The organism is Mesorhizobium sp. Root695 (genome assembly GCF_001428185.1).
Taxonomy (GTDB): Bacteria; Pseudomonadota; Alphaproteobacteria; order Rhizobiales; family Rhizobiaceae; genus Mesorhizobium.
Window position 1 is genome coordinate 16,070 of sequence record NZ_LMHO01000043.1, and the last position, 21,678, is coordinate 37,747.

At 63.4% G+C, this 21,678-nt stretch carries 19 protein-coding genes; 2 read left to right on the forward strand and 17 right to left on the reverse strand.

Annotated features, from left to right (window positions below; genetic code table 11):
* Positions 1-104: 104 nt before the first annotated feature.
* Positions 105-2,426: a PAS domain-containing sensor histidine kinase gene (locus ASD99_RS26765; protein WP_056580578.1), complete on the forward strand. Its 2,322-nt coding sequence runs from the start codon at positions 105-107 to the stop codon at positions 2,424-2,426.
* A gap of 45 nt (positions 2,427-2,471) precedes the next feature.
* Here the strand turns inward: ASD99_RS26765 and ASD99_RS26770 are convergent, their stop codons facing one another.
* From ASD99_RS26770 to ASD99_RS26835, 14 genes are all read right to left on the reverse strand, one after another.
* Positions 2,472-2,951 carry a hypothetical protein gene (locus ASD99_RS26770; protein WP_056580581.1) on the reverse strand — a complete coding sequence of 160 codons (480 nt, stop codon included), beginning with the start codon at positions 2,949-2,951 and terminating at the stop codon, positions 2,472-2,474.
* 51 nt (positions 2,952-3,002) lie between these two features.
* Positions 3,003-6,005 carry a bifunctional [glutamine synthetase] adenylyltransferase/[glutamine synthetase]-adenylyl-L-tyrosine phosphorylase gene (locus ASD99_RS26775; protein ID WP_057145430.1) on the reverse strand — a complete coding sequence of 1,001 codons (3,003 nt, stop codon included), beginning with the start codon at positions 6,003-6,005 and terminating at the stop codon, positions 3,003-3,005.
* Positions 6,005-7,480, reverse strand: coding sequence for a sensor histidine kinase (locus ASD99_RS26780; RefSeq protein WP_056580588.1), 1,476 nt, complete (start codon positions 7,478-7,480; stop codon positions 6,005-6,007). The genes ASD99_RS26775 and ASD99_RS26780 overlap by 1 nt, the downstream gene beginning before the upstream one ends.
* 7 nt (positions 7,481-7,487) lie before the next feature.
* Complete coding sequence (locus tag ASD99_RS26785; RefSeq protein WP_027046649.1) at positions 7,488-8,162, reverse strand: response regulator transcription factor; 675 nt, start codon at positions 8,160-8,162, stop codon at positions 7,488-7,490.
* Positions 8,163-8,578: 416 nt separating this feature from the next.
* Entirely contained in the window at positions 8,579-10,120 is a 1,542-nt protein-coding gene (locus tag ASD99_RS26790; RefSeq protein ID WP_057145431.1) for a Do family serine endopeptidase, read from the reverse strand.
* Positions 10,121-10,251: 131 nt separating this feature from the next.
* Positions 10,252-10,719 carry a cytochrome c-type biogenesis protein gene (locus tag ASD99_RS26795; protein WP_056580595.1) on the reverse strand — a complete coding sequence of 156 codons (468 nt, stop codon included), beginning with the start codon at positions 10,717-10,719 and terminating at the stop codon, positions 10,252-10,254.
* On the reverse strand, positions 10,716-12,707 hold the full coding sequence (locus tag ASD99_RS26800) for a heme lyase CcmF/NrfE family subunit (protein ID WP_056580598.1): 1,992 nt from the start codon (positions 12,705-12,707) through the stop codon (positions 10,716-10,718). Before ASD99_RS26800 ends, ASD99_RS26795 begins: the two co-directional genes overlap by 4 nt.
* A 23-nt stretch (positions 12,708-12,730) precedes the next feature.
* Positions 12,731-13,174 (reverse strand): cytochrome c maturation protein CcmE, encoded by a 444-nt coding sequence (gene ccmE / locus ASD99_RS26805; protein WP_056580601.1) that lies wholly within the window; start codon positions 13,172-13,174, stop codon positions 12,731-12,733.
* Between the two features lie 8 nt (positions 13,175-13,182).
* On the reverse strand, positions 13,183-14,322 hold the full coding sequence (gene ccmI, locus ASD99_RS26810; protein WP_056580603.1) for a c-type cytochrome biogenesis protein CcmI: 1,140 nt from the start codon (positions 14,320-14,322) through the stop codon (positions 13,183-13,185).
* A 127-nt stretch (positions 14,323-14,449) separates the two neighbouring features.
* Positions 14,450-14,887, reverse strand: a complete 438-nt coding sequence (locus tag ASD99_RS26815; RefSeq protein WP_057145539.1) for a hypothetical protein — start codon at positions 14,885-14,887, stop codon at positions 14,450-14,452.
* Positions 14,888-15,075: 188 nt separating this feature from the next.
* Complete coding sequence (locus tag ASD99_RS26820) at positions 15,076-16,509, reverse strand: ATP-binding protein (RefSeq protein ID WP_056580605.1); 1,434 nt, start codon at positions 16,507-16,509, stop codon at positions 15,076-15,078.
* A complete protein-coding gene (locus tag ASD99_RS26825) occupies positions 16,493-17,158 on the reverse strand; it encodes a response regulator transcription factor (RefSeq protein WP_023812809.1) in 666 nt (221 codons plus the stop codon). Before ASD99_RS26825 ends, ASD99_RS26820 begins: the two co-directional genes overlap by 17 nt.
* A gap of 91 nt (positions 17,159-17,249) precedes the next feature.
* Positions 17,250-17,549: a hypothetical protein gene (locus tag ASD99_RS26830; protein ID WP_056580608.1), complete on the reverse strand. Its 300-nt coding sequence runs from the start codon at positions 17,547-17,549 to the stop codon at positions 17,250-17,252.
* 173 nt (positions 17,550-17,722) lie between these two features.
* A complete protein-coding gene (locus ASD99_RS26835) occupies positions 17,723-18,130 on the reverse strand; it encodes a DUF3168 domain-containing protein (RefSeq protein ID WP_056580611.1) in 408 nt (135 codons plus the stop codon).
* 404 nt (positions 18,131-18,534) lie between these two features.
* Here ASD99_RS26835 and ASD99_RS26840 point away from each other — a divergent pair, with 404 nt between their 5' ends.
* Positions 18,535-19,323, forward strand: a complete 789-nt coding sequence (locus ASD99_RS26840) for a 2-keto-4-pentenoate hydratase (protein WP_056580614.1) — start codon at positions 18,535-18,537, stop codon at positions 19,321-19,323.
* Between the two features lie 16 nt (positions 19,324-19,339).
* On the opposite strand, the gene ASD99_RS26845 is transcribed toward ASD99_RS26840, so the two are convergent.
* The 3 genes from ASD99_RS26845 to ASD99_RS26855 all read right to left on the reverse strand — a co-directional run bounded on the left by ASD99_RS26845 (position 19,340) and on the right by ASD99_RS26855 (position 21,672).
* The gene (locus ASD99_RS26845) at positions 19,340-19,939 is read right to left on the reverse strand and encodes a LysE family translocator (RefSeq protein WP_057145432.1); all 600 of its coding nucleotides are present in this window, start codon (positions 19,937-19,939) and stop codon (positions 19,340-19,342) included.
* 90 nt (positions 19,940-20,029) lie between these two features.
* Entirely contained in the window at positions 20,030-20,839 is an 810-nt protein-coding gene (locus tag ASD99_RS26850; protein ID WP_056580620.1) for an ABC transporter permease, read from the reverse strand.
* Positions 20,839-21,672 carry an ABC transporter permease gene (locus ASD99_RS26855; RefSeq protein ID WP_013532644.1) on the reverse strand — a complete coding sequence of 278 codons (834 nt, stop codon included), beginning with the start codon at positions 21,670-21,672 and terminating at the stop codon, positions 20,839-20,841. The genes ASD99_RS26850 and ASD99_RS26855 overlap by 1 nt, the downstream gene beginning before the upstream one ends.
* Positions 21,673-21,678 lie beyond the last annotated feature (6 nt).

The window sequence follows — 21,678 nt, forward strand, 5'->3', positions numbered from 1 at the left end:
AGCACTGGACAAGGCGAATCACCTTTGATTCTTTACTGACGATTCGGATGTGCGGCGTTTGCCGGATCAACAAGCAGCATAGGCAAATTCGGGGAGTGCCATTTATGGCGAAGGCGGACGCGTGGGGCGCGCCCGGAGGGACGGCATTTGCGCATCGTGAGACGCGCAGCGACGGCCTTGCCGGGAATACGCGGCTCATCGCCGAACCGGCCTACCGGCGGCTTCTGGCCGCCGAGCCGCTGCTACGCCGATCGATACCCGTCCTCATCATCACATTCCTGATCGTCATCGCGGCACTGCGCGTGCTGTCGCTGATGAACGAGCGCGATGATGTCGAGCGCAATGCCAAGGCGATCCTGACGCTGGCGGCGGGGCAACTGGCCAGTTCGCTCGCCACCACCTCGGACACGGTGCCGGGCGCTATCCAGGATCTGCTGGAGACCACCAGCCGTCAGGGCGCGATGGGCCGCAGCCATGTGCTCGTCATCACCGACAGTGCTTTCAAGATCGTCGCGGTGACACCGCGCTCGGTGCCATGGCAGGGCCATTCGCTCGACGGCCTCGTCGAGGGCGGCCAGCCATTGTTCATGTTCGGCGATCGCGCCGGTGTCATGGATGTCAACATCGACGGACGTGACTGGTATGCGGCGGTCAGCCTGGCGAATGGCCAGAAGGGTGCGTCGGCGGCCCTGGTGCCGCAGGACGCGGTCTTCGATGCCTGGCGCAAGACTGTTTCGCTGAACGTCACCCTGTTCGTGCTGACGGCCGGCGTGCTGATCGTCATCCTCTATGCCTATTTCGGCCAGGCGGCGCGCGCACAGGCGGCTGACCGCATCTACCTCGAGGCGCATCAGCGCATCGACATGGCACTGGTTCGCGGCCGCTGCGGTCTGTGGGACTGGGACATGGTGCGCGGCAAGATGTACTGGTCGCGCTCTATGTACGACATGCTCGGCTACAAGCCCTGCGACACGATGCTGTCCTTCGGCGAGGTCGATCAGATCATCCATCCCGAGGACGGGGACCTGTTCGAACTCGCCAACAGAATTGTCGCACGCGAGATCGACCATATCGACCAAGTTTTCCGGATGCGGCATTCCGACGGCCAATGGGTATGGATGCGCGCCCGGGCACAAGTCATCGATCCGGAAGCCCCGGAGATCCAGCTGATCGGCATCGCCGTCGATGTCACCGAACAGCGTCATCTGGCGCTGCGTTCCGAGGCGGCCGACCTTCGCCTCAGAACGGCGATCGAGAACATCAATGAATCCTTCGTGCTGTGGGATTCGGCGCAGCGCCTGATCATGTGCAATTCCAAATACCAGCAGGACAACGGGCTTTCGGACCGCGACGTGATGCCGGGCGTCACGCGCGCGGCATTGGAAGAACGCATGCTGGCCTTTGCTTCCGAACGGCGGCTCGCCAACACCAGCGGATTGCAAGGCGGCGCCACTTTCGAGCGCCAGTTGGCGGATGGCCGCTGGCTGCAGGTCAACGAACTGAAGACCAGGGACGGCGGCATCGTCTCGGTCGGTTCCGACATCACCCAGATCAAGCTGCACCAGGAGAAGCTGGTCGACAGCGAGCGCCGGCTTATGGCGACGATCCATGATCTCAGCCTCGCCCGGCGGGCGGAAGAGGAGCGTTCGCGCGAACTGGTCGACCTCAACCGCAAATACATGAAGGAAACCGAACGGGCCGAAGCGGCGAACCGGGCCAAATCCGAATTCCTGGCCAACATGTCGCATGAGTTGCGCACGCCGCTGAACGCCATCATCGGTTTCTCCGAACTGATGGAACAGGGGCTGTTCGGCCCGCTCGGATCGGAGCGCTACGAGGAATATGCCACCGACATCAACAGCAGCGGCAAATATCTGCTGGGCGTCATCAACGACATTCTCGACATGTCCAAGATCGAGGCCGGCCAGTTCTCGCTGGACCGGGAGGAGATCGACCTTGGCCCGCTGATCAGCGAAACGGTTCGCGTCGTTTCGCTGCAAGCGGCGCAAAAGGCCATCACCGTGGAAACCCGCATCGCCGACGCGCTGACGCTGGTCGCCGATCGCCGGGCGATCAAGCAGATCGTCATCAACCTTTTGTCCAACGCGGTGAAATTCACCGGCCAGGGCGGCCACATATCGGTCAGGGCCCGCAACACATCCGGCGCGCTGGTGCTGACGATCGAGGACAATGGCTGCGGCATCCCCAAGGATGCGCTCGGCAAGCTCGGACGGCCCTTCGAACAGGTGCAGAACCAGTTCTCCAAGAGCCATGCCGGGTCCGGCCTTGGCCTCGCCATCTCGCGCTCGCTGGCTGAACTCCAGGGCGGCGCGCTGAAGATCCGTTCGACCGAAGGTGTCGGCACGATCGTATCGGTGCGCATTCCGGTGAAGAAGGCCGCGCCTGCCATCAGGGTCGCGGCCTGAGCGGCAGGCTCCGGCTGACACCGCCGGAGCCTGCTCCAGACGGCCTCACTGCATATCGCTGTTGTCGCCGTCGTCACTCCATTGACCGTGACGGCCGAAGCGGCCGCCCTTCGGCAATTCGCTCTTTTCGATCTTGCCGTCATTGTTCCTGTCGAGCATTGCGAAGACCTTCTTCTCACGACTGGTGAGATCGTCTGTGGTCAGCGTGCCGTCGCCCTTGGTGTCGTAGCGGGCGATAATGCGTTTGGCCATCTGCTCGAAACGCGCCTTCTCAAGCGCATCCGCAAGCTGGGCGACGGTCAGCTTGCCGCCATTGTCGGCGACGAGCGTCTTCAGCCGCGCGTTCATGGCGTCCGAAAACTGGTCGAAGGTGATGGTGCCGCCGGAATCGCTCATCGCCTTGTTGAGGCGCATCATCGTGCCCTCGCGCATTTTTTCACTTGCATTGTTTTCGGCATAGGCCGTGGTGCCGACGGCGCCGGCCAAGGCTACGAAGGCAAGGGCAAGTTTGGTTGACTTTCTCATGGTCTTCTCCTGTTGCATCGTCACCCCCGATGCGATCCGGCAGGCCGTTCATCACGGTCGTCCGGCACGAAGCAAAAGGTCAAAATCCTTCCTGACCTTTTGCGACGTCTCCTTGAGGTGTGCTTCCAGCACACCGAAATCCGGCAGGTCGGTCACCGCCAGAAGCAGATCCGAAAGCCCCGGCGGAACATCGTCACGCTCAAAGGCTCCGGTGAGGCACAGCCGCGACATCTGGGTCAGCGCCAGATAGAGCGCATAGGCGTCGCCAAGGTCTTGCCTGATCCCGGCATCAGCAAAGCCCGGTGCGAGGCGCGAGAGGATCTCGGCCGTGCCGGTGGCACGTGCAATTGGCACGGCCGGGGCACGTGCAATTGGCACGGCCGGGGCACGCAATTCAGTCTCGACCTGCCCGGTGATGACGGCCACCTGGGCGATGAATTCGAGATCGATGAGGCCGCCGGGGATCAGCTTGATGTCCCAGAGATCGCGCGGCGGCTTTTCTTTTTCGATCATGGCGCGCATGTCCGAGGCCTCGGCCATCACCTTGGCCGCGTCGCGCGGCTGTCCAAGAACTGCCGCCACTTCCGCTTCAACCTCGCCGCACAGGCCGGCATCACCGGCTATGGCACGCGCGCGGGCCAGCGCCATGTGCTCCCAGGTCCAGGCCTCCTGGCGCTGGTATTTCTTGAAGGCATCGATATGGGTGGCCACAGGACCCTTGTTGCCGGATGGCCGCAGGCGCAGGTCGAGTTCGTAGAGCACGCCCTCCGCTGTCGGCGCGGACACGGCCGCGATCAGCCGCTGCGTCATGCGGGTGTAGTAATGCGAAGGCGCCAGCGGCTTGTCGCCATCGGACTCTTCGGCATCCGGCGCGTGGTCGTAGAGCAGGATCAGGTCGACATCTGATCCGGCGGTCAGTTCGCGGCTGCCGAGCTTGCCCATGCCGAGCAGCGAAACCACGCCGCCGGCAATCGTGCCGTGGCGGGCCGCGAATTCGGCCGTCACCGCCTGCAACGCCGCCTCGATGGTGAGATCCGCCAGATCGGAAAAGGCACGGCCGGCCCGCGCCGGATCGATCGAGCCGGCGAGCAGCCGGACGCCGATCAGGAATTTTTGCTCGGAGGCAAAGATGCGCAGCCGGTCGAGCACATCCTCATAGAGCCGGTCGCCCTCGACAAAGGCGGAAAGCCGCGCCGACAGATAGGCGCGGTCCGGTAGCTCTGCCAGCAAGGCCGGATCAAGCAGACCATCGAAGACATGCGGCCGGCGGGTGATGATGGCCGCCAGCCGGGGTGCAGCCCCCATGATCGTCGCCAGAAGCTTCAGCAGGGCCGGATTGGACTGCAGCAGGGAAAACAGCTGGATTCCGGCCGGCAGGCCGGCGAGAAATTCGTCGAAGCGCATCAGGGCTTCGTCGGCCCGGCGCGTCTGGCCGAAAGAGCGCAGCAACGCCGGCGTCAGTTCCGTCAGCCGCTCTCGCGCCTCCGCCGACTGGGTGACGCGATAGCGGCCGAAATGCCAGCCGCGAATGACCCGGCAGATGTCGCTTGGCCGCTGAAAGCCGAGGCCGTGCAAGGTCTGCAACGTGTCGGGGTCGTCGACATCGCCGGTGAAGACCAGATTGCCGATGCCCGTCGACAGTTCCGGCGCGGTTTCGAAAAGTGCCGCGTAGTGCCGTTCGACCTGCTGCAGCGAGGCGCGGATCGCCATGGCAAAGGCGGTCGCATCGGCAAAGCCGAGCATGCGGGCGATGCGCTCCAGCCCTTCATCGTCTTCCGGCAGCGTGTGCGTCTGCTCGTCGGCAACCATCTGCACGGCATGTTCGACGCGGCGCAGGAACCAGTATTGGCGGGCCAGCGCGTCACGCGCCTCAGTGGTGATCCAGCTGCGTGCGGCGAGCTGGCCCAGCATCGGCACGGTTTCGCGGCCGCGCAGCTCCGGGAAGCGTCCGCCAGCGATGAGCTGTTGGGTCTGGACGAAGAACTCGATCTCGCGAATGCCGCCTCGACCGAGCTTGACGTTGTGGCCCTTCACGGCGATCTCGCCATGGCCCTTGTGGGCGTGGATCTGGCGCTTGATCGAATGGACGTCGGCAATCGCCGCGTAGTCCATGTATTTGCGCCAGATATAGGGCTGCAGCTCCTTGAGGAAGGCAGCGCCCGCGGCCAGATCGCCAGCCACCGGACGCGCCTTGATCATGGCGGCGCGCTCCCAGTTCTGGCCGCGCGCCTCGTAGTAGCGCAATGCTGCTTCGATGGGGATGGCCAGCGGTGTCGAACCGGGATCGGGGCGCAACCTCAGATCGGTGCGGAAGACATAACCATGCTCGGTGCGGTCCTGCAGGATGCGCACCAGGCGGCGCGTCAGCCGCGAAAACAGTTCGGTGGCATCGAGCGGATCAACGACAGCGGGCGCTTCCGGATCGAAGAAAACCACAAGATCGATGTCGGATGAGAAATTCAGCTCATGCGCGCCGAGCTTGCCCATGCCGAGCAGGATCCAGCCCGATTGCGTCGACGGGCTGTCAAGATCCGGCAGTTTGAGCTTGCCCTGGCCATGCGCGTCGCGCAGCAGGAAGTCGACAGCGGCGCGGGTGCAGGCATCGGCGAGGTCGCTTAACCGCCGCACCGTCAGCGCGGTTTCGGCTTCGCCGGCAAGATCCGCGAGCGCGATCAGGAAATGCGCCTCGGCCTTCCACTGACGCAGGTCCATCATCAGGCCGGATTCCGAGACCGCCTCGGTCAAATACGCCTGGTCGATGGCGGCGCCGATCGCTTTCAGCCGAGCTTCGACCGTCTGGTCGAAGAGGCAATCCAGAATCCTCGGCCGGCGACGTGCCGTATCGCGCAGGAACGGCGACAGATCGAAGACGGCCGCGAGGAAATCCTGGCCCTCCCCTTTACCGGCCAGGAACTTGGCCAGCCGCGCCAGTCCTTCTTCGCGTGCGGCGGAAGCGATCTCGGCCAGTTCTTGCCACGCGCGGCCTTCGTCCAGCGGAGCAAGCCTGGCCGCCGGCTTCAGCAGCCAATCCGTCGCCCTCGCAGCCGTGCTCATCAGTGGTCCTCCCGTGCCGGGAAACTCATGACCACGAATAATCCGGGATTGCCAGGCAAGAGATCAAGCCGGCCATTGTGAAACGTCATGACGGCCTTGGCGAGGCTGAGGCCAAGGCCGGAACCCGGCTGCGAACGGCTCTTCTCCAGCCGCACGAAACGTTCCGTCGCGCGGGCGCGGTCGCCGTCGTCAGGAATGCCGTGGCCATTGTCGGCAACCGACAGGCGGACACCCGCACCGACCCGCTCGAGCGCCACGCGCACGGCCGGCTGGGCACTGGCGCCGGTCGAATATTTGATGGCGTTGTCGACGATGTTCGACAGCGCCTGGCCGATCAGTTCGCGGTTGCCGTTGACGAAGGTCGCCTCTCGAACATCCGCCTCGAGCGAGACACCCGCCTCCTCCGCCACCGGCTCATAGAGTTCGACGACATCGCGCACGGCTTCCGCAAGATCGACGCGGTTGGTGTTCTCCGAGGAGTAGCCAGCCTCCAGCCGAGAGATCATCAAGATGGCGTTGAAGGTCTTTATCAGTTGGTCGGACTCGGCAATGGTGCCTTCCAGCGCCTGCCGGTAGTCTGATGTCTTGTGCTTGCCGGAAAGCGTCGCTTCGGCCCGGTTGCGCAACCGGGTCAGCGGCGTCTTCAGATCATGCGCGATGTTGTCGGAAACCTGCTTCAAACCTTCATTGAGCGTAGCGATCCTGGCCAGCATGGCATTGAGATTTTCGGAAAGCCGGTCGAACTCGTCACCGACGCCGGTCACCGGCAGCCGGCCCGACAGATCGCCGCCCATGATGCGACGGCTGGCTTCCGACACGCTGTCGATGCGCTTCAGCGCTGCGCGGCCGACAAAGAACCAGATCAGCAATCCGCCAAGCCCCATCATGCCGAGCGCCAGCATCAGTGCGCGGCGTATGACAGCGCGAAACCGCTCGGGTTCGCCGAGGTCGCGGCCGACCAGCATGATCATCTGGTTCGGTAGCCGCAGCACCAGCGCAATGGCGTTATGGCCCTTTTCGCCCTGAGCCTGCGCGTCGCTCTGCTCGGGTTGGGTGCTTCCCTGTTCGGCGGGCAGATTGCGCAGACGCTCGAGTTCTCCTTCGCCAAAGCGCTGGTAGGAGAAAGGACTGCTGGTCCAACCTTCGGTTTCGAGAACGCCAGGTTCGAGGCTCTGCACATTGCCGGTCAGAATCTGGCCGTTGGCGTCGGCGATCAGATAGAGATTGGCGCCGGGCTGGCGCGAGCGCGCCTCGACCACACGGACCAACACCGGCAGTCCGCCGCGTTGATAGGCGCGAGCCAGACCGAGCACCTCGTCATTGATGGTGTCCTGGGTCTGCGCCGTCAGCATGCGCGCCGACAGGGAGGTCATGTAGAAGACAAGCGCCACCGCGCAGAGCGCGAAGAGCAGGAGGTAGAGCGCCGAAAGCCGCGCTGCCGTCGTCTTCATGATGGCTGGCACGGAAAGAGCCATGCCGCCGCTAGCCGCCCTTCAGCATATAGCCGGCGCCGCGAACCGTATGCAGGATGGGCTTATCGAAGCCCTTCTCGATCTTGCCTCGCAGCCGCGAGACGTGGACGTCGATGACATTGGTCTGCGGATCGAAATGATAGTCCCAGACATTTTCGAGCAGCATGGTGCGCGTCACCACCTGGCCGGCATGCCGCATCAGATATTCGAGCAAACGAAATTCACGCGGCTGCAGCGTAATCTCACGCGCCGCTCGGCGGACCGAATGCGACAGCCTGTCGAGTTCGAGATCGCCGACGCGGTAGACGGTTTCGGCTTCCTTGGCGCTGGCGCGGCGGTTCAGAACCTCGACGCGGGCCAGAAGCTCGGAAAAGGCATAGGGCTTGGTCAGATAGTCGTCACCGCCGGCGCGCAGGCCGGTGACCCGGTCATCGACCTCGCCCAGCGCCGACAGGATCAGCACCGGCGTCGTGTTGCCCCTGGATCTCAGACCGGCAATGACCGACAGGCCGTCGCGACGCGGCATCATCCGGTCGATGACCATCACGTCGTAGTCGCCGGCATCGGCGAGCGCGAAACCGGTTTCGCCGTCACCGGCGACATGCGCGGTGTGACCGGCCTCGGTAAAGGCTTTCTGCAGGTAATCCGCGGCCTCGCGATCGTCTTCTATGACGAGAATCTTCATAGGACTGTTATACGCGATTTCACCGGAAGGTTGAGTGGCAGACATCTGCATTATGGCCTTTGCCAAAGCGCATCGAGGTCAAGTTCATCCGAAGCCGTGCGCGATAAATCCTCGCTCCCGATGTTGTTGCATCAGCGCTTTTGAATTGTGCGGCAGCGGGACGATGGGAGGCCCGCTGCCGCCGGGGGAGAGCGCGATGACTGACTAACGCGCGCTCCTCCATGCTTTCCCGTGCGGCGGCTCGGGGGTGTTTGAAACTGCCGCACTGGAAAAGTCGAACGGCTTCCGAAACCGAACTCGGGTTCCGGAACTCTCATCAGCCCTTGGCGACGGGCNGCGGCTCGGGGGTGTTTGAAACTGCCGCACTGGAAAAGTCGAACGGCTTCCGAAACCGAACTCGGGTTCCGGAACTCTCATCAGCCCTTGGCGACGGGCAGCGCGACGAAACGATTGGTGTCGTCGCGGGTGATCTGCATCAGCACTGCCTTGCGGCCGGATTTGACTGCATCGGTCATCGCCTTGGTGACGTCGTCGGTGCCGTTCACCTCGGTCGAATTGACAGCGGTGATGACGTCGCCCGGCTGAATGCCTCGATCGGCGGCATCGCTGTCGGGATCGACGTCGGTTACCACCAGCCCCTTGCCGTTTTCGGACTTTGTGACGGTCAGGCCGAGGTCGGCCAGCGTGTCGGGCTTGGCCGGAGCGGCGGGCTGCTGCTGGTCGTTCGAAGCCTGCTTATCGCTCGAAGGCAGTTTGCCGAGATCGACCTTGAGCGTCTCGCTCTTGCCGTCGCGCCACACGGTGACGTCGACCGACTTGCCGGGCGAGTAGGCGCCGATCAACCGGGCCAGTTCCTTCGGCGAAGCAACGTCCTTGCCGTCGACCTGGGTGATCACGTCACCAGCAGTGATGCCGGCCTTCTTGCCGGGACCAGCGTCCTGAGCGCTCGACACCAACGCGCCGTTGTTGGACTTCAGACCGAGCGACTCGGCGATGTCGGACGTCACCGGCTGGATTTCGACGCCGAGCCAGCCGCGCTGCACCGCACCGTTCTTCATCAGGTCCTCAACGACCTGCTTGGCGGTCGAGGCAGGAATGTCGAAGGCGATACCGACGCTGCCGCCGGAGGGCGAGAAGATCGCGGTGTTGATGCCGACGACCTGGCCGTTGAGGTTGAAGGTCGGACCGCCCGAATTGCCGCGATTGACCGAGGCATCGATCTGGATGAAGTCGTCATAGGGGCCGGCGCCGATGTCGCGGCCACGGGCCGAGACGATGCCGGCGGTGACGGTACCACCGAGACCGAATGGATTGCCGACGGCCACCACCCAGTCGCCGACACGAACCTTGGAATCGTCGGCAAAGTCGACATAGGTGAACTTGCCGCCACCCTCGACCTTCAACACGGCGAGATCGGTGCGCGGATCGGTGCCGATCAGTTTGGCGTCGAGTTCCTTACCATCGTTGGTCACCACGGTGAAGGCCGAGCCTTCCGAAACGACGTGGTTGTTGGTGACGAGATAGCCGTCCTCGGAAATGAAGAAGCCGGACCCTTGCGCCACCGGGCGGGGCTGGTCGTTGTGGTGGTCGCGGTTGCCGAACCGGCGATGTCCGCCATCATTCTGGTCGCCAAAGCCACGGAATTCCTTGAAGAAGCGGCGCAACTGCGGATTGTCGGGAAGGTTGTCCATTCCGTCGGAGCCCTGGTCGAAGCCGTCATCGGCCGCGGGTTGGATCTTGGCCTTGACCTTGACGCTGACGACGGCAGGAGAAACGCGCTCGACGACATCGGCGAAGCCCGGCACCTGCGGTGCCTCGACGCGCACAGCGTCGGCCAGAACAGGGCTGGTTCCACTGGTCAGTGCGCCGACGCCGATCGCACCGGCCACGGCGATGGACGCGGCGGCAGCCATGAGACGCTTGCGGGTGGCGGAATATGAATGGGGGGCAGTATTCATGGATCTCGTATCCTCTTTCAAAGGGATGCTGCTTGATCGGCATCCTCGGGACAAGACAATTAGAGTGGCGCACATTACAGCGCCATTTCCGACACATGAAACTTTGGTAATGTTTGGCAGCGACCGCGGCGTCAGTCGCGGCGCAATATGGCGTCCAACGAGGCCTGCTCTTCGGCGGACAGGGATTTTGTCGCCAGCGTGCGGCGCGACCGCGCGGTCAGTACGATGAAAACGCCTCCCACCAGCAACAGCAGGACAGGTGTGCCCCACAGCAATGCATTGCGCAGGTCGAAACGCGGCTTCAGCAACACGAACTCGCCGTAGCGCGACACGACGTAATCCATCACCTGCTGGTCGGTATCGCCGGCGACGAGGCGCTGGCGCACAAGGACGCGCAGATCACGGGCGAGGTCGGCGTCGGATTCGTCGATCGACTGGTTCTGGCAGACCATGCAGCGCAGGCCTTCCGACAGCGCCCGCGCCCGCGCCTCCAGCGCCGGATCAGGCAGCATCTCGTCAGGCTTCACCGCCAGGGCCGTGCCGGCAAAGAATAGCGCCAGCAGCAGGACAATCGAGGTCAGCGAAAACCGTACGCTCATGGCAGACCCGAGGACGTCACGGCGCCTGCCTGCTTGCGCCGCCGCGATGGCGCGCCGACGCGCAGGCGCCGGTCCATCAGCGACATGGCGGCGCCCGCCATCATCATCAGGCCGCCACCCCAGATCAATGTCACCAGCGGCTTCCACCACAGACGCACCACGACGGAACCGTCTTTGCCCTCGTCGCCGAGCGAGATGTAGAGCTGCGAGAAGCCGATCGTCCTGATGCCGGATTCCGTCGTCGTCATCTGCCGCACCGGAAAAAACCGCTTGGCGGAGCTGATCTCACCAACAGGACTGCCGCCCACGCCGATCAGTTCGAAGCGGCCGCGATCCTCGGCGTAGTTCGGTCCCTGGGCCGGATAGAGCCCAACGAACCGCAGCGTGTGGCCGGACAGTTCGACGGTCTCGCCGGCACGCATCGACAGGATCTTTTCGGTGCCGAAGCAAAGCGTGCCGACGATGCCGAGCGTGGTCAGGCCAAGGCCAAGGTGAGCGAAGGCGGTGCCGAAGACCGAGCGCGGCAGGCCGAGCAAGCGCCGGACCATGATCCCCGCTGCGACATTGCCGACCCCCGATTTGACGGCGAGGTCGGTGAGCGCGCCAAGGATCAGCCAGACGGCAAGGCCGACGCCCAGGGCTGCGAACACCGAGGCGCCATCGATGAACAAAGCGGTGACCAGCGTCGCCAGCAGGGCCGCAGCGAACGCCACCATCAGGCGCTGAGCGACGGCGAAGACATCACCGCGCTTCCAGGCCAGCAGCGGCCCGAACGGGACCACCAGCAGCAGCGGCACCATCAGCGGTCCGAACGTCAGGTTGAAGAACGGCGCGCCGACCGAGATCTTGTCGGCTGAAAAGGCTTCGACGGCTAGCGGATAGAGCGTGCCGACGAGCACGGTCGCGGTGGCGGTGGTCAGGAACAGATTGTTGAGGACGAGCGCGCCTTCGCGCGAAATCGGATGGAACAGGCCGCCGGCCGTCAGCCGGGAGGCGCGCAGCGCAAACAGCGCCAGAGAGCCGCCGATAAACAGCGTCAGGATGCATAAGATGAAGACGCCGCGCGTCGGATCGGTGGCAAAGGCATGCACCGAGGTCAACACGCCCGAGCGCACCAGGAAGGTACCGAGCAGCGACAACGAAAAGGTCAGGATGGCGAGCAGCAGCGTCCAGATTTTCAGCGCCGAGCGCTTTTCCATGACGATGGCCGAATGGAGCAGCGCAGTGCCCGCCAGCCACGGCATGAAGGAGGCGTTCTCGACCGGATCCCAGAACCAGAAACCGCCCCAGCCGAGTTCGTAGTAAGCCCAGTACGATCCCATGGCGATGCCACCGGTCAGGAACATCCAGGCGACCAGCGTCCACGGCCGCACCCAGCGCGCCCAGGACGCGTCGATGCGGCCTTCGATGAGGGCGGCGACCGAGAAGGAAAAGCAGATCGAGAAGCCGACATAACCGAGATAGAGGAACGGCGGGTGGATGGCGAGACCGAGATCCTGCAGAACCGGGTTGAGATCGCGGCCTTCGATGGGCGCCGGATTGAGCCGGATGAACGGATTGGATGTCGCCAGGATGAAGAGGAAGAAGGCGGCGCCGATGGCGCCCTGCACGGCAAGCACATTGGCGCGCAGCGTCGCCGGCAGGTTGGAGCCGAAAGCGGCGACGAGGGCACCGAAGAAGGTCAGAATCAGCACCCAGAGCAGCATCGAGCCTTCGTGATTGCCCCAGGTTCCCGTGATCTTGTAGATCAATGGCTGCAGCGAATGCGAATTTTCCCACACGCTCGCCACCGAGAAGTCGGAGCTTGCATAAGCACTTGCCAGCGCCACGAAGGACAGCGCCGTCAAGGCAAAGCCCGTCACCGCGACCGGCCCGCCGACAGCCATAAGGCGCTGGTTGTTAAGGCGCGCACCAAACAGCGGCACAAGTGTCTGCACCAGCGAAAGAGCAAACGCCAGCACCAGGGCGAAATGTCCGGTTTCAACCATGGGCTGTTGCTCTCCTGCCAGAGCTATTCACTCTTGCTCTCCTGCCAGACGCCCTTGGCCTTGAGGCCATCCGCCACTTCCTTGGGCATGTAGCGCTCATCATGCTTGGCGAGCACGCTGTCGGCAACAAAGACGCCGTCCGGGCCGAAAGTGCCCTCGGTGATGACGCCCCGCTCTTCGTGGAAAAGGTCGGGCAGGATGCCGGTATAGGTGACCTTGACCGATTTGTGCGTGTCGGTCACTGAAAAGGCGACCGTCGCCCCCTGCCCGCGCTGGATCGTGCCTTTTTCGACCAGCCCGCCCAGCCTGATGCGCTGGCCAGGCTGGACGCTTGCCGTGGTCAGGTCGGCCGGCATGTAGAAATAGGACGCCTTCTGGCCAAGCGCATAGAAGGTCAGCCCGGTAGCGACGCCCAGGAAAGCCAGCCCGCCGGCGATCACCGACAATCGTTTCTGCTTGCGCGTCATGTCTGCCTCTACTCCGTCGCCGTCAGGCCAAGCGAGGCGGCAAAGGCGGTGAATTTCTTCGCCTCGTCACTGTCGGCTCCAAACACGGCAATGGCACGACCGAGTGCCTCGCGCGCCTGATCGGCCTTGCCCAGCACGGCGTAAGAACGAATAAGCCGCATCCAACCTTCCGCGTCACGCGGATTTTGTCGCAATTTGTCGTCGAGGCCGGCGACCATGGTGTTGATCATGGCTTCCCGATCCTGCGGCGACATCGAGGATGCGGCGTCGATATCGCCGGCATCGGGCCCGTTGGCGGCGCCGCCGGAAGCGACTTCGGGGCTGCCGGACTTGGCCAGCGCCTGCTCGACCGCACCGCGCCATGGCGACTCCGGAGGCAGCTTGCCCAGCATCGCCTGCCAGGCCGTGACCGCTTCCTTGGTTCGGCCCTCCTGCGCCAGCGCCATGGCCAGGTAGAAACTGGCCTTCGCATTGGCTGGGTCGAGCTTCAAGGCCGCCTCGAAGGCATCCTGTGCATCGGCCGAGACAATGCCGCCTGCCGCACTGGCGATCGCCTCGCCGAGACCAGCCTGGCGAACAGCGCTGTCGCCATCGAGGCGAATGGCGTTGCGATAGGCTGCCGCCGCATCGGAAAAGCGCTGCATGCGCAGATAGACCGGTGCGAGCACATCCCAGCCCCTGCCATCGGCAGGATTGGCGGCCAGATGGGCTTCGGCCCGCGCCACCAGTTCGTCTACCGAACTGTCGGCCGGATTCTTGGCCAACCGCTCGCTGAGCGGTTGCGACGGCAGGTCGGGAGAGCCGAGCTTGACATAGAGGCCCCAGCTGACCAGCGGGACCGCCAGCACGGCTACGGTTGCCACCAACCTTGCCGCGACCGACGCTCGCCCGATAGATCCGCCAGCGGCTGTACCCGCATTGTCTAGGCGAAGGATGCGGCGAGCGATCTCGGCACGCGCCTCGGCGGCTTCCGCCGGCTGGATCAAGCCACGCGCGGCGTCGCGGTCAAGCTCGGACAACTGGTCGCGATAGACTTCGAGATCGTGATCGCCGCTTGACGACGCGCCCTTCGAGCTGGCGGCCAGAGGCACCAGCACCGCCAGGCTCGCACTCAGCGTGAGAATTGCGGCTATGACCCAGAACAGCATGGTTCTTCCAATAACGGCAGAGCTCTGCCGTGCCAACACAGGTTTCCTGCGACGCTTTGACGGCAGGCACGGCGCATGTCCTTGATCAACATCAAGCGGCCGGATACCAACCAGCTCCGATTGACTGTCAGGTCAGCGGCGTCCAGCTGCCGTCGGCGTTGCGGCAAGCGGTTCCACGCGCCGTGACCCCGGCCCCGCCGGTGAACACCGTCTGCGTGTACTGGCGGCAGTCCTGCGAACCGACGCGATAGGGCTGTGCCGGAACCACCTCGCCGTAGCGCGAAGCCTGGGCCCCCTTCCACGTCACTTTCTGGCCGCTGGTTGTATATTCGAGCGCCTTGTATTCAGCCTCGAGCGCACTGCGCTTCTCCGCCTCGCTCAGGCCGGCGCCGATCGATCCACTGATGAGGCCGCCGCCCATCGCCGAAATGATCGTCGTGGTCACCTTGCCGCTGGAAGGAGGCGTCGAGGCCGGTGTCGGCGCCACGGTGGGACCCTTGCCGCTCAAGGTGGTGCAGCCGGAAAAGGCCAGCAATGCGGAAACAAGGGCGACGCGAATCTTCATGCCAACAACCGGTTTTCTTGAGTTGGAGCCTGTCATGGATGCGCCGGGGGCCGCGTCATCGGAGAAGTCAGCGTGGCCATAGTGTTGATATTTGTCGGAAATTTGGCCGCTACCGGCCATTACCGGACCAATCGACATGCCGCCAATAATATCTCCCGTCCCTCGATGTCGATTGGCCCTGGTTAACATCACTGAAGGCTCCGCAATCGCACCACCGCCTTCAATCCGCCCATGCCGGACCGTTCGAGCGCCAGGACGCCTCCATACTCGTTGACGAGGTCGGCGACAATGGCCAGCCCCAGACCTGTTCCGGGCTTTGTCTCGTCCAGGCGCCGTCCGCGCTTCAGCGCTTCGCGCGCCTTGTCCTCGGGAATGCCCGGGCCGTCATCCTCGATGCTGATCTCGAACAGGCCGGCCGGATCGTCCTTGCCGGTCAAAGGCACGACTGAGACCAGCACCGAACTCCTTGCCCATTTCATCGCGTTTTCGAGGAGATTGCCTAGCAATTCCTCAAGGTCCTCGCGCTCGCCGGCGAAGACGATCTCGGTCGCCGGCAGCGAAAGCGACAGGTTTGTCCGCGGGTTGAGCTTCTGCAGAACCCGCACCATGCGCTGCACCAGCGGCGTCACCGGCGTGCGGTAGACGACGCTGTCGCGTTGCGCCGCGACGCGGGCACGCTGGAGATAATGCTCGACCTGCTTCTGCATGGAAGCGGCCTGTTCGGCGATCAGTTGTCCCTTGGCACCGCCAAGTGCCCGGCCCTCGTTGAGCAGCACCGCGAGCGGCGTCTTCAACGAATGGGCGAGATTGCCGACCTGGGTTCGCGATCGCTCGACTATACGCCTGTTGTTTTCGATCAACGCATTGGTTTCGTTGGCAAGCGGTTCGATCTCGGCCGGGAAACGGCCGTCGAGCCTCTGCGCGGTGCCCTCGCGCACCATGGCAAGCGCGTTCCTGACCCGGCGCAGCGGCTGCAGGCCGAGCAGGATGGCGATCGCGTTGATGGCGATCATGCCGACGCCGAACAGGCTGAGATAGGTCAGCAGGCGGCGCTGGAAGGTGGAGATTTCCTGTTCAAGTTCACTCTGGTTGCCCATGACGCGGAAACGCGCGGCGCGGTTCTTGGAATCGAGAACGAATTCGCTCTCGAACACTTCGAGTTGTTCGCCGTCGATGCCCTCGGTCGCATAGCTGCGCTGGAAGCTGGCGTTGAACGGCACGTCGGCGACGCTCGGCGATGGGATCGTCGTGGTCATCGACGACGAGTGAAGATCGCCATGCACGCCTTCCGAAGCGGGCTCAACCGACCAGTACCAGCCCGAATTCGGCTCCGAGAACCGGAGGTCGCCGAGGTCGGGTGCGCCGGTGAGCGCACCGCTGTCGGAAATACCGATGGAGCCGATCAGGTTGAACAGATGCGCCGAAAGCAGGCTGTCGAAGCCGCGCTCGCTGGCCTGGCGGTAGAGCGTGGTGATCAGGGTGAAGATGACAACGAGGGTCACGATCGCCCAGACCGTGGAAAAGGCGATGACACGGAACGTCAGCGAACGCGGCCACAAACGCAGCGAAAGCGGCGTCCTTGCGGTTGGTTTGAGCGGTTCCGAGTTACGCCTCCGGCTCACGCATGCGGTAGCCCATGCCGCGCACGGTTTCGATCATGTCGATGCCCATCTTCTTGCGCAGCCGCCCGACAAAGACCTCGATGGTGTTGGAATCGCGGTCGAAATCCTGATCATAGAGGTGCTCGACCAGTTCGGTCCGCGAGACGACCTCGCCCATATGGTGCATCAGATAGGCAAGCAGGCGGAATTCGTGCGACGTCAGTTTCAGCGGCACGCCGTCGACATCGGCCTTCGAGGCCTTGGTGTCGAGACGCAGCGGCCCGCAGGTCAGTTCGGACGACGCATGGCCGGCGGCGCGCCGGATCAAGGCCCGCAGCCTCGCCAGCACCTCTTCGATGTGGAACGGCTTGGTGACATAGTCGTCGGCGCCGGCATCGATGCCGGAGACTTTGTCGCTCCAGCGGTCGCGCGCCGTGAGAATCAACACCGGCATCTTGCGGCCGCCGCGCCGCCAGCGCTCGACCACGCTGATGCCGTCCATTTGCGGCAGGCCGATGTCGAGCACGACGGCGTCGTAGGGCTCGGTGTCGCCGAGGAAATGGCCTTCCTCGCCGTCGAAGGCGCGGTCGACGACATAGCCGGCATCGACCAGCGCATCCGATATCTGCCGATTGAGATCCTTGTCATCTTCGACGACGAGTACGCGCATGCGGAGTTCGATACCTGTTGAAGAGCTAGGGTCAGATATAGGCCGATTCCGGTGGCCTGGGAAACCGAGGTCCGTAAGATGCAAGATCGGGTCAGTTCAGCGGAACGACGATTTCGGAACGGCGCGGACGCTGCCCGTCCTTGCCAGGCACCAGCACGACAATGACGCAGACAGGCTGGCCGCCGCGTGTCGATTGCGAGGCCTTGGCCAGCGTTCCGCCATTCTGTTCGGCCACCTGCTGGCCGATCGCGTAGCAATCGGACGCCGCCAGCAGGATTGGGCTGGCCTGGTCGGGCGCGATGACCGGCATCGCCATCGCCTGCGACGCAAACAGCCCGGCAGCACAGAGCGCCAGTGTCACGGTTCGGGAGTGGGAGCGAAGCGTTTTCATGGTCCGCGTTGTAACGCATCGGTGCTGAACGTGAAATGAACAGTGAACGCCGCTGACACCATCCTCGCCACACCCCTGCAATGCGAGACAACCGATCGGGGATTTCGCCGCCCAATCCGGCGAAATCCAGGAACCGACAGTCTAGACCCCGTTTCGACCATATTGAAAGCGCATCAGGCATTTTCCTGCGTTATCGCGCGAAAGCGCAGCAATCCGTGATGGACGATCAGATCCTCGTCATGGCGAGCCTCGGCGAATTCCAACGTCAACCGAGTCTGGCCACGAGGGCCAATCACCAGCGCTGCGTCGGCAAGGCGCGCCTTGATGGCCGCCATGATGGCAAGCGTTTCGGCTTCGCCATGGGCTTTCGACCAGACATGCAGCGTAATCAATTGGTCATCGGTGTTTTCGGCGCCAGTATCCCAGTCGAAGGCGCTGGTCTGGCCGCAGGTCACGTACGGAAAAGCGGCCTTATCAGTTGCCCGTTCGAGCAGTCCGGCGCCGCCCAGCAACGCCGACAGCGATGCATCGCTTTTGAGCCTCAGAAACAGTGCCTGCTGCAAATCGCCGGGCGCGGTCATCGTCCTTTTTCCCTAGTCGTTGCGCTACCGACCATTGCTTTTCGGAAGCCTGTCAGTGTTCTGCATACTTTGTCAGAAATAGCCAATCGACGCGTGGAGACGATGGCGATTCGTCATCGGAATGATGGATGCTGATGATCTCGAAAATACGACTTTGCCAACCACGCAGCCTAACGATGAAGCTACGAAGCGCAACCACCAGCACCGTGATGATGACGGCACTGCGATCTGACAGAGGGCAGCCAGCTATGTTTGGCAAGCGCGGCACGAATGTGGACACTCGGATCCTGGTCGCCTAACCTTGCCGCATATGGGGCGGGTCCACATGACGGAATGTTTCTTGCCGGCTTTTGATCCACGAAGCGGTGGGCAGCGGGCGCCTTCTTTGATTTTCGGGGCTGACGATGCTTGATCCAGAAAAGGCCAGGGCTGCGTCTCGGTTGTTGGTAGGCCATTGGGACAACGGCACCCGTCTTGACGCCATACCCCAGGAGTTGCGGCCACAAACGCGGAGCGAAGGTTACGCCATCCAGTCGCATGTGCTGGATCGCTCGGTGGCTCCGCTTTTCGGCTGGAAGATTGCCGCAACCAGTCTGGCCGGACAAAGGCATATCAACGTCGACGGCCCGATGGCAGGGCGTCTCCTTGCCGAAAAAGCGGTCGAGGTTGGCGGGACCGTTTCGCTGGCGACCAGCAAGATGCGCGTGGCCGAGATCGAATTCGCTTTCCGTTTCGGCCGCCAGTTGGCGCCTCGTCCGGCACCCTATGAAATCGCCGAGGTGATGGATGCCGTGGCGACCTTGCACCCGGCGATCGAAATTCCGGACTCACGGTATGAGGATTTCTGCGCCGTCGGGGCGCCACAGCTCATAGCGGACAACGCCTGTGCCAATCTGTTTGTGATCGGCGAGGCTGTGGAAGACGATTGGCGCGACGTGGATCTCGCAAAGCACCCGGTGGTCGCTTTCGTTTCCGGAAAGTCGCAGCACAACGGATCGGGAGCAGCCGTGTTGGGCGACCCTCGTATTGCACTTACCTGGATCGTCAATGAACTGTCGGGGCTGGGCATAGCACTGCAGCCGGGACAGGTGGTGATTACCGGCACCTGCGTGACGCCGATAAGTGTCGAGGCAGGTGACGAAGTCACCGGCGATCTAGGCAGGTTTGGTCGCGTCTCGGTGCGTTTTGTCTAGTGGGCTCGGTGCTGCCTCACCGACCGAGCAGCGCGATGCCGTAGAGCCGGGCGATCCACACTGCGTTCGGGCCGGCCAGAAGCCTCGCTGCCCGTGATCCAAGCGTGGCATAAAGCGTCAGGACGAAAACATCCGCCCCTGCGATGATGGTTGCCAGGATCGCGTATTGCGTCGCGACCGGCTCGTTGCTGTCGACAAAGGACGGCAGGACGGCGGGAAAGAACAGCCATGCCTCCGGGTTTGTAACCGCCACCACGAAACAGCGAACCATGAGTGCCTTGGTCGAGCGAGCCTTGTCGGGAAAGCTTGGATCGAACGCATGGCGGGATCCGGTGGAGCTGCGTAGCGCGCCGACAGCGATGAAAAGCAGATAGAAGGCGCCGACCATCCTGACAGCTGAAAGGTAGAATTCCGAAGCCACCAGAAGCGCTCCCAAGCCAAGCGCCACCGTGCAGATTAGGACGACGTCCGAGAGCACGACGCCGGCCATGCCAAAGAAGGCGTGCCTGACCCCGTAGCGTGATCCGTTAGTGATGGCGAGCACGACATCCGGCCCCGGAACCGCCATCCCGAGCATCGATATGAAGGCAAACGTCACCAGCGGCAGGTTTTCCATGGCGCTGGATAGTGTGCCGGACGCAGACCTTCCGTGACGTCCTTCACATGGCGGTCGGGACTGTCGCAGATTTCCGTATGAATGGACCCGTTACGGTTGGCCGCCGCGCTGCCTGGCCACGAAACTGCGCACCGCCAACACCAGCACCGTGATGATGATCAGGATCACCGACAGGGCCGCGATCGCCGGGTCGATGTTATCGCGCAGGCCCATCCACATCAGCCTGGGCAGCGTGATGGCGTTCACCGAGGTGATGAACAGGGTAACGCCGATTTCTTCCCAGGACAGCACGAAGGACAAAAGCGCTGCGGTGACGATGCCGAACTTGATGTTGGGTATGATGATGCGGGTGGCGCGCTCCCAGACAGTTGCGCCGAGGCCGCGCGCGGCGAGGTCGATGCGCCGGTCGAGCTGGCTGAGCGAGACCAGCATCAGCACGGTGGCGAAAGGGACAGTCATCATCGAATGGGCCATGGCAACGCCAAGCCAGGTGTCGTAACCGAAAAATGAACTGAAACCCGAGATCGAGGTCAAAAGGAAGTAAAGCGTGATCGCCGAGACCACCGGCGGCACCACCATCGGCAGCAGCACGAAGCCGACGAGTGCCGCGGTGAAGCGCGGCTGGAACATCCAGACACCGAGACTGAAGCACAGCGCCAGCACGGTTGAAAAAGCGCTGCTGACGATACCGATGCGGATGCTGAGCAGGATCGATTGGAGCCAGCGTGGGTCCTCGATCAGCGCCCGGTAGTGGCGCAGAGACAGTTCGCCCGACGGCATCGCCAGCATGCGGCTCGGCGTCAGCGACACCGGGATGACGGCAAGCAGCGGCATCAGCAGGAACAGCGCCACGAAGGCGGCGATGATCAGCGAGACGGGACCTGGGCGATAGGTCGGCATCAGATCAACTGCTTCGGTCTGACATAACGAAACAAAAGCGCCATCAGCGCACCGACGAACAGCACCAGCACGACGCTGATCGCAGCACCCAGGCCCCAGTCCGGGCTCTGGAATATCCTGAGATAGATCAGCTCGGCGATCATGACGCTGCGGCCGCCGCCGAGGATCGCCGGCGTGACGAAGAAGCCGAGAGAAAAAACGAAGACGATCATCGCCGCACCGATGATGCCGGACCGCGTCATAGGCACGAACACCGTCCAGAAGGTGCGCATGCGGCTGGAGCCGAGCCCGCGCGCCGCCAAGAGCACGCGGTCGTCAAGGCTGCGCATGGCCGATGCCAGCGGGAAAACGGCGAAAGGAATGAGGAAATGCGTCATGCCGACGATGACGCCGAATTCGTTGCGCACCAGCGCCAGCGGTTCGGAAATGAAGCCGATCGCCTGCAGCCAGGTGTTGATCAGGCCGCGATTGGACAACAGCGCCACCCAGCCGAAGGCACGGGTCAACACGGAAATCCAGAAGGGAACGAGAATGCAGAACTCGGCGATCAGGCGCTGTGCCGGGGTGCCGCGCACCCAGACGACGGTGATGGCGTAGGCGGCGGCCACCGAAACCACGGTGACGACCGCCGCGATGCGCAGCGTGCGGATGAACACCGACTGCACCAGATCGTCGGTGAGCAGCGCCTCATACTGGCCGAGCCCGGGCGTCGGCAGCGTAAAGCTCCATTTGACGACGCCGAGGAACGGCCAGGCATAGGCCAGGACTAGAAACAGGAGCAGCGGCGCCATCAACAGCGCCGCGCCCATCCTGTCGGAGAGATAGGATCTCATTTCGAC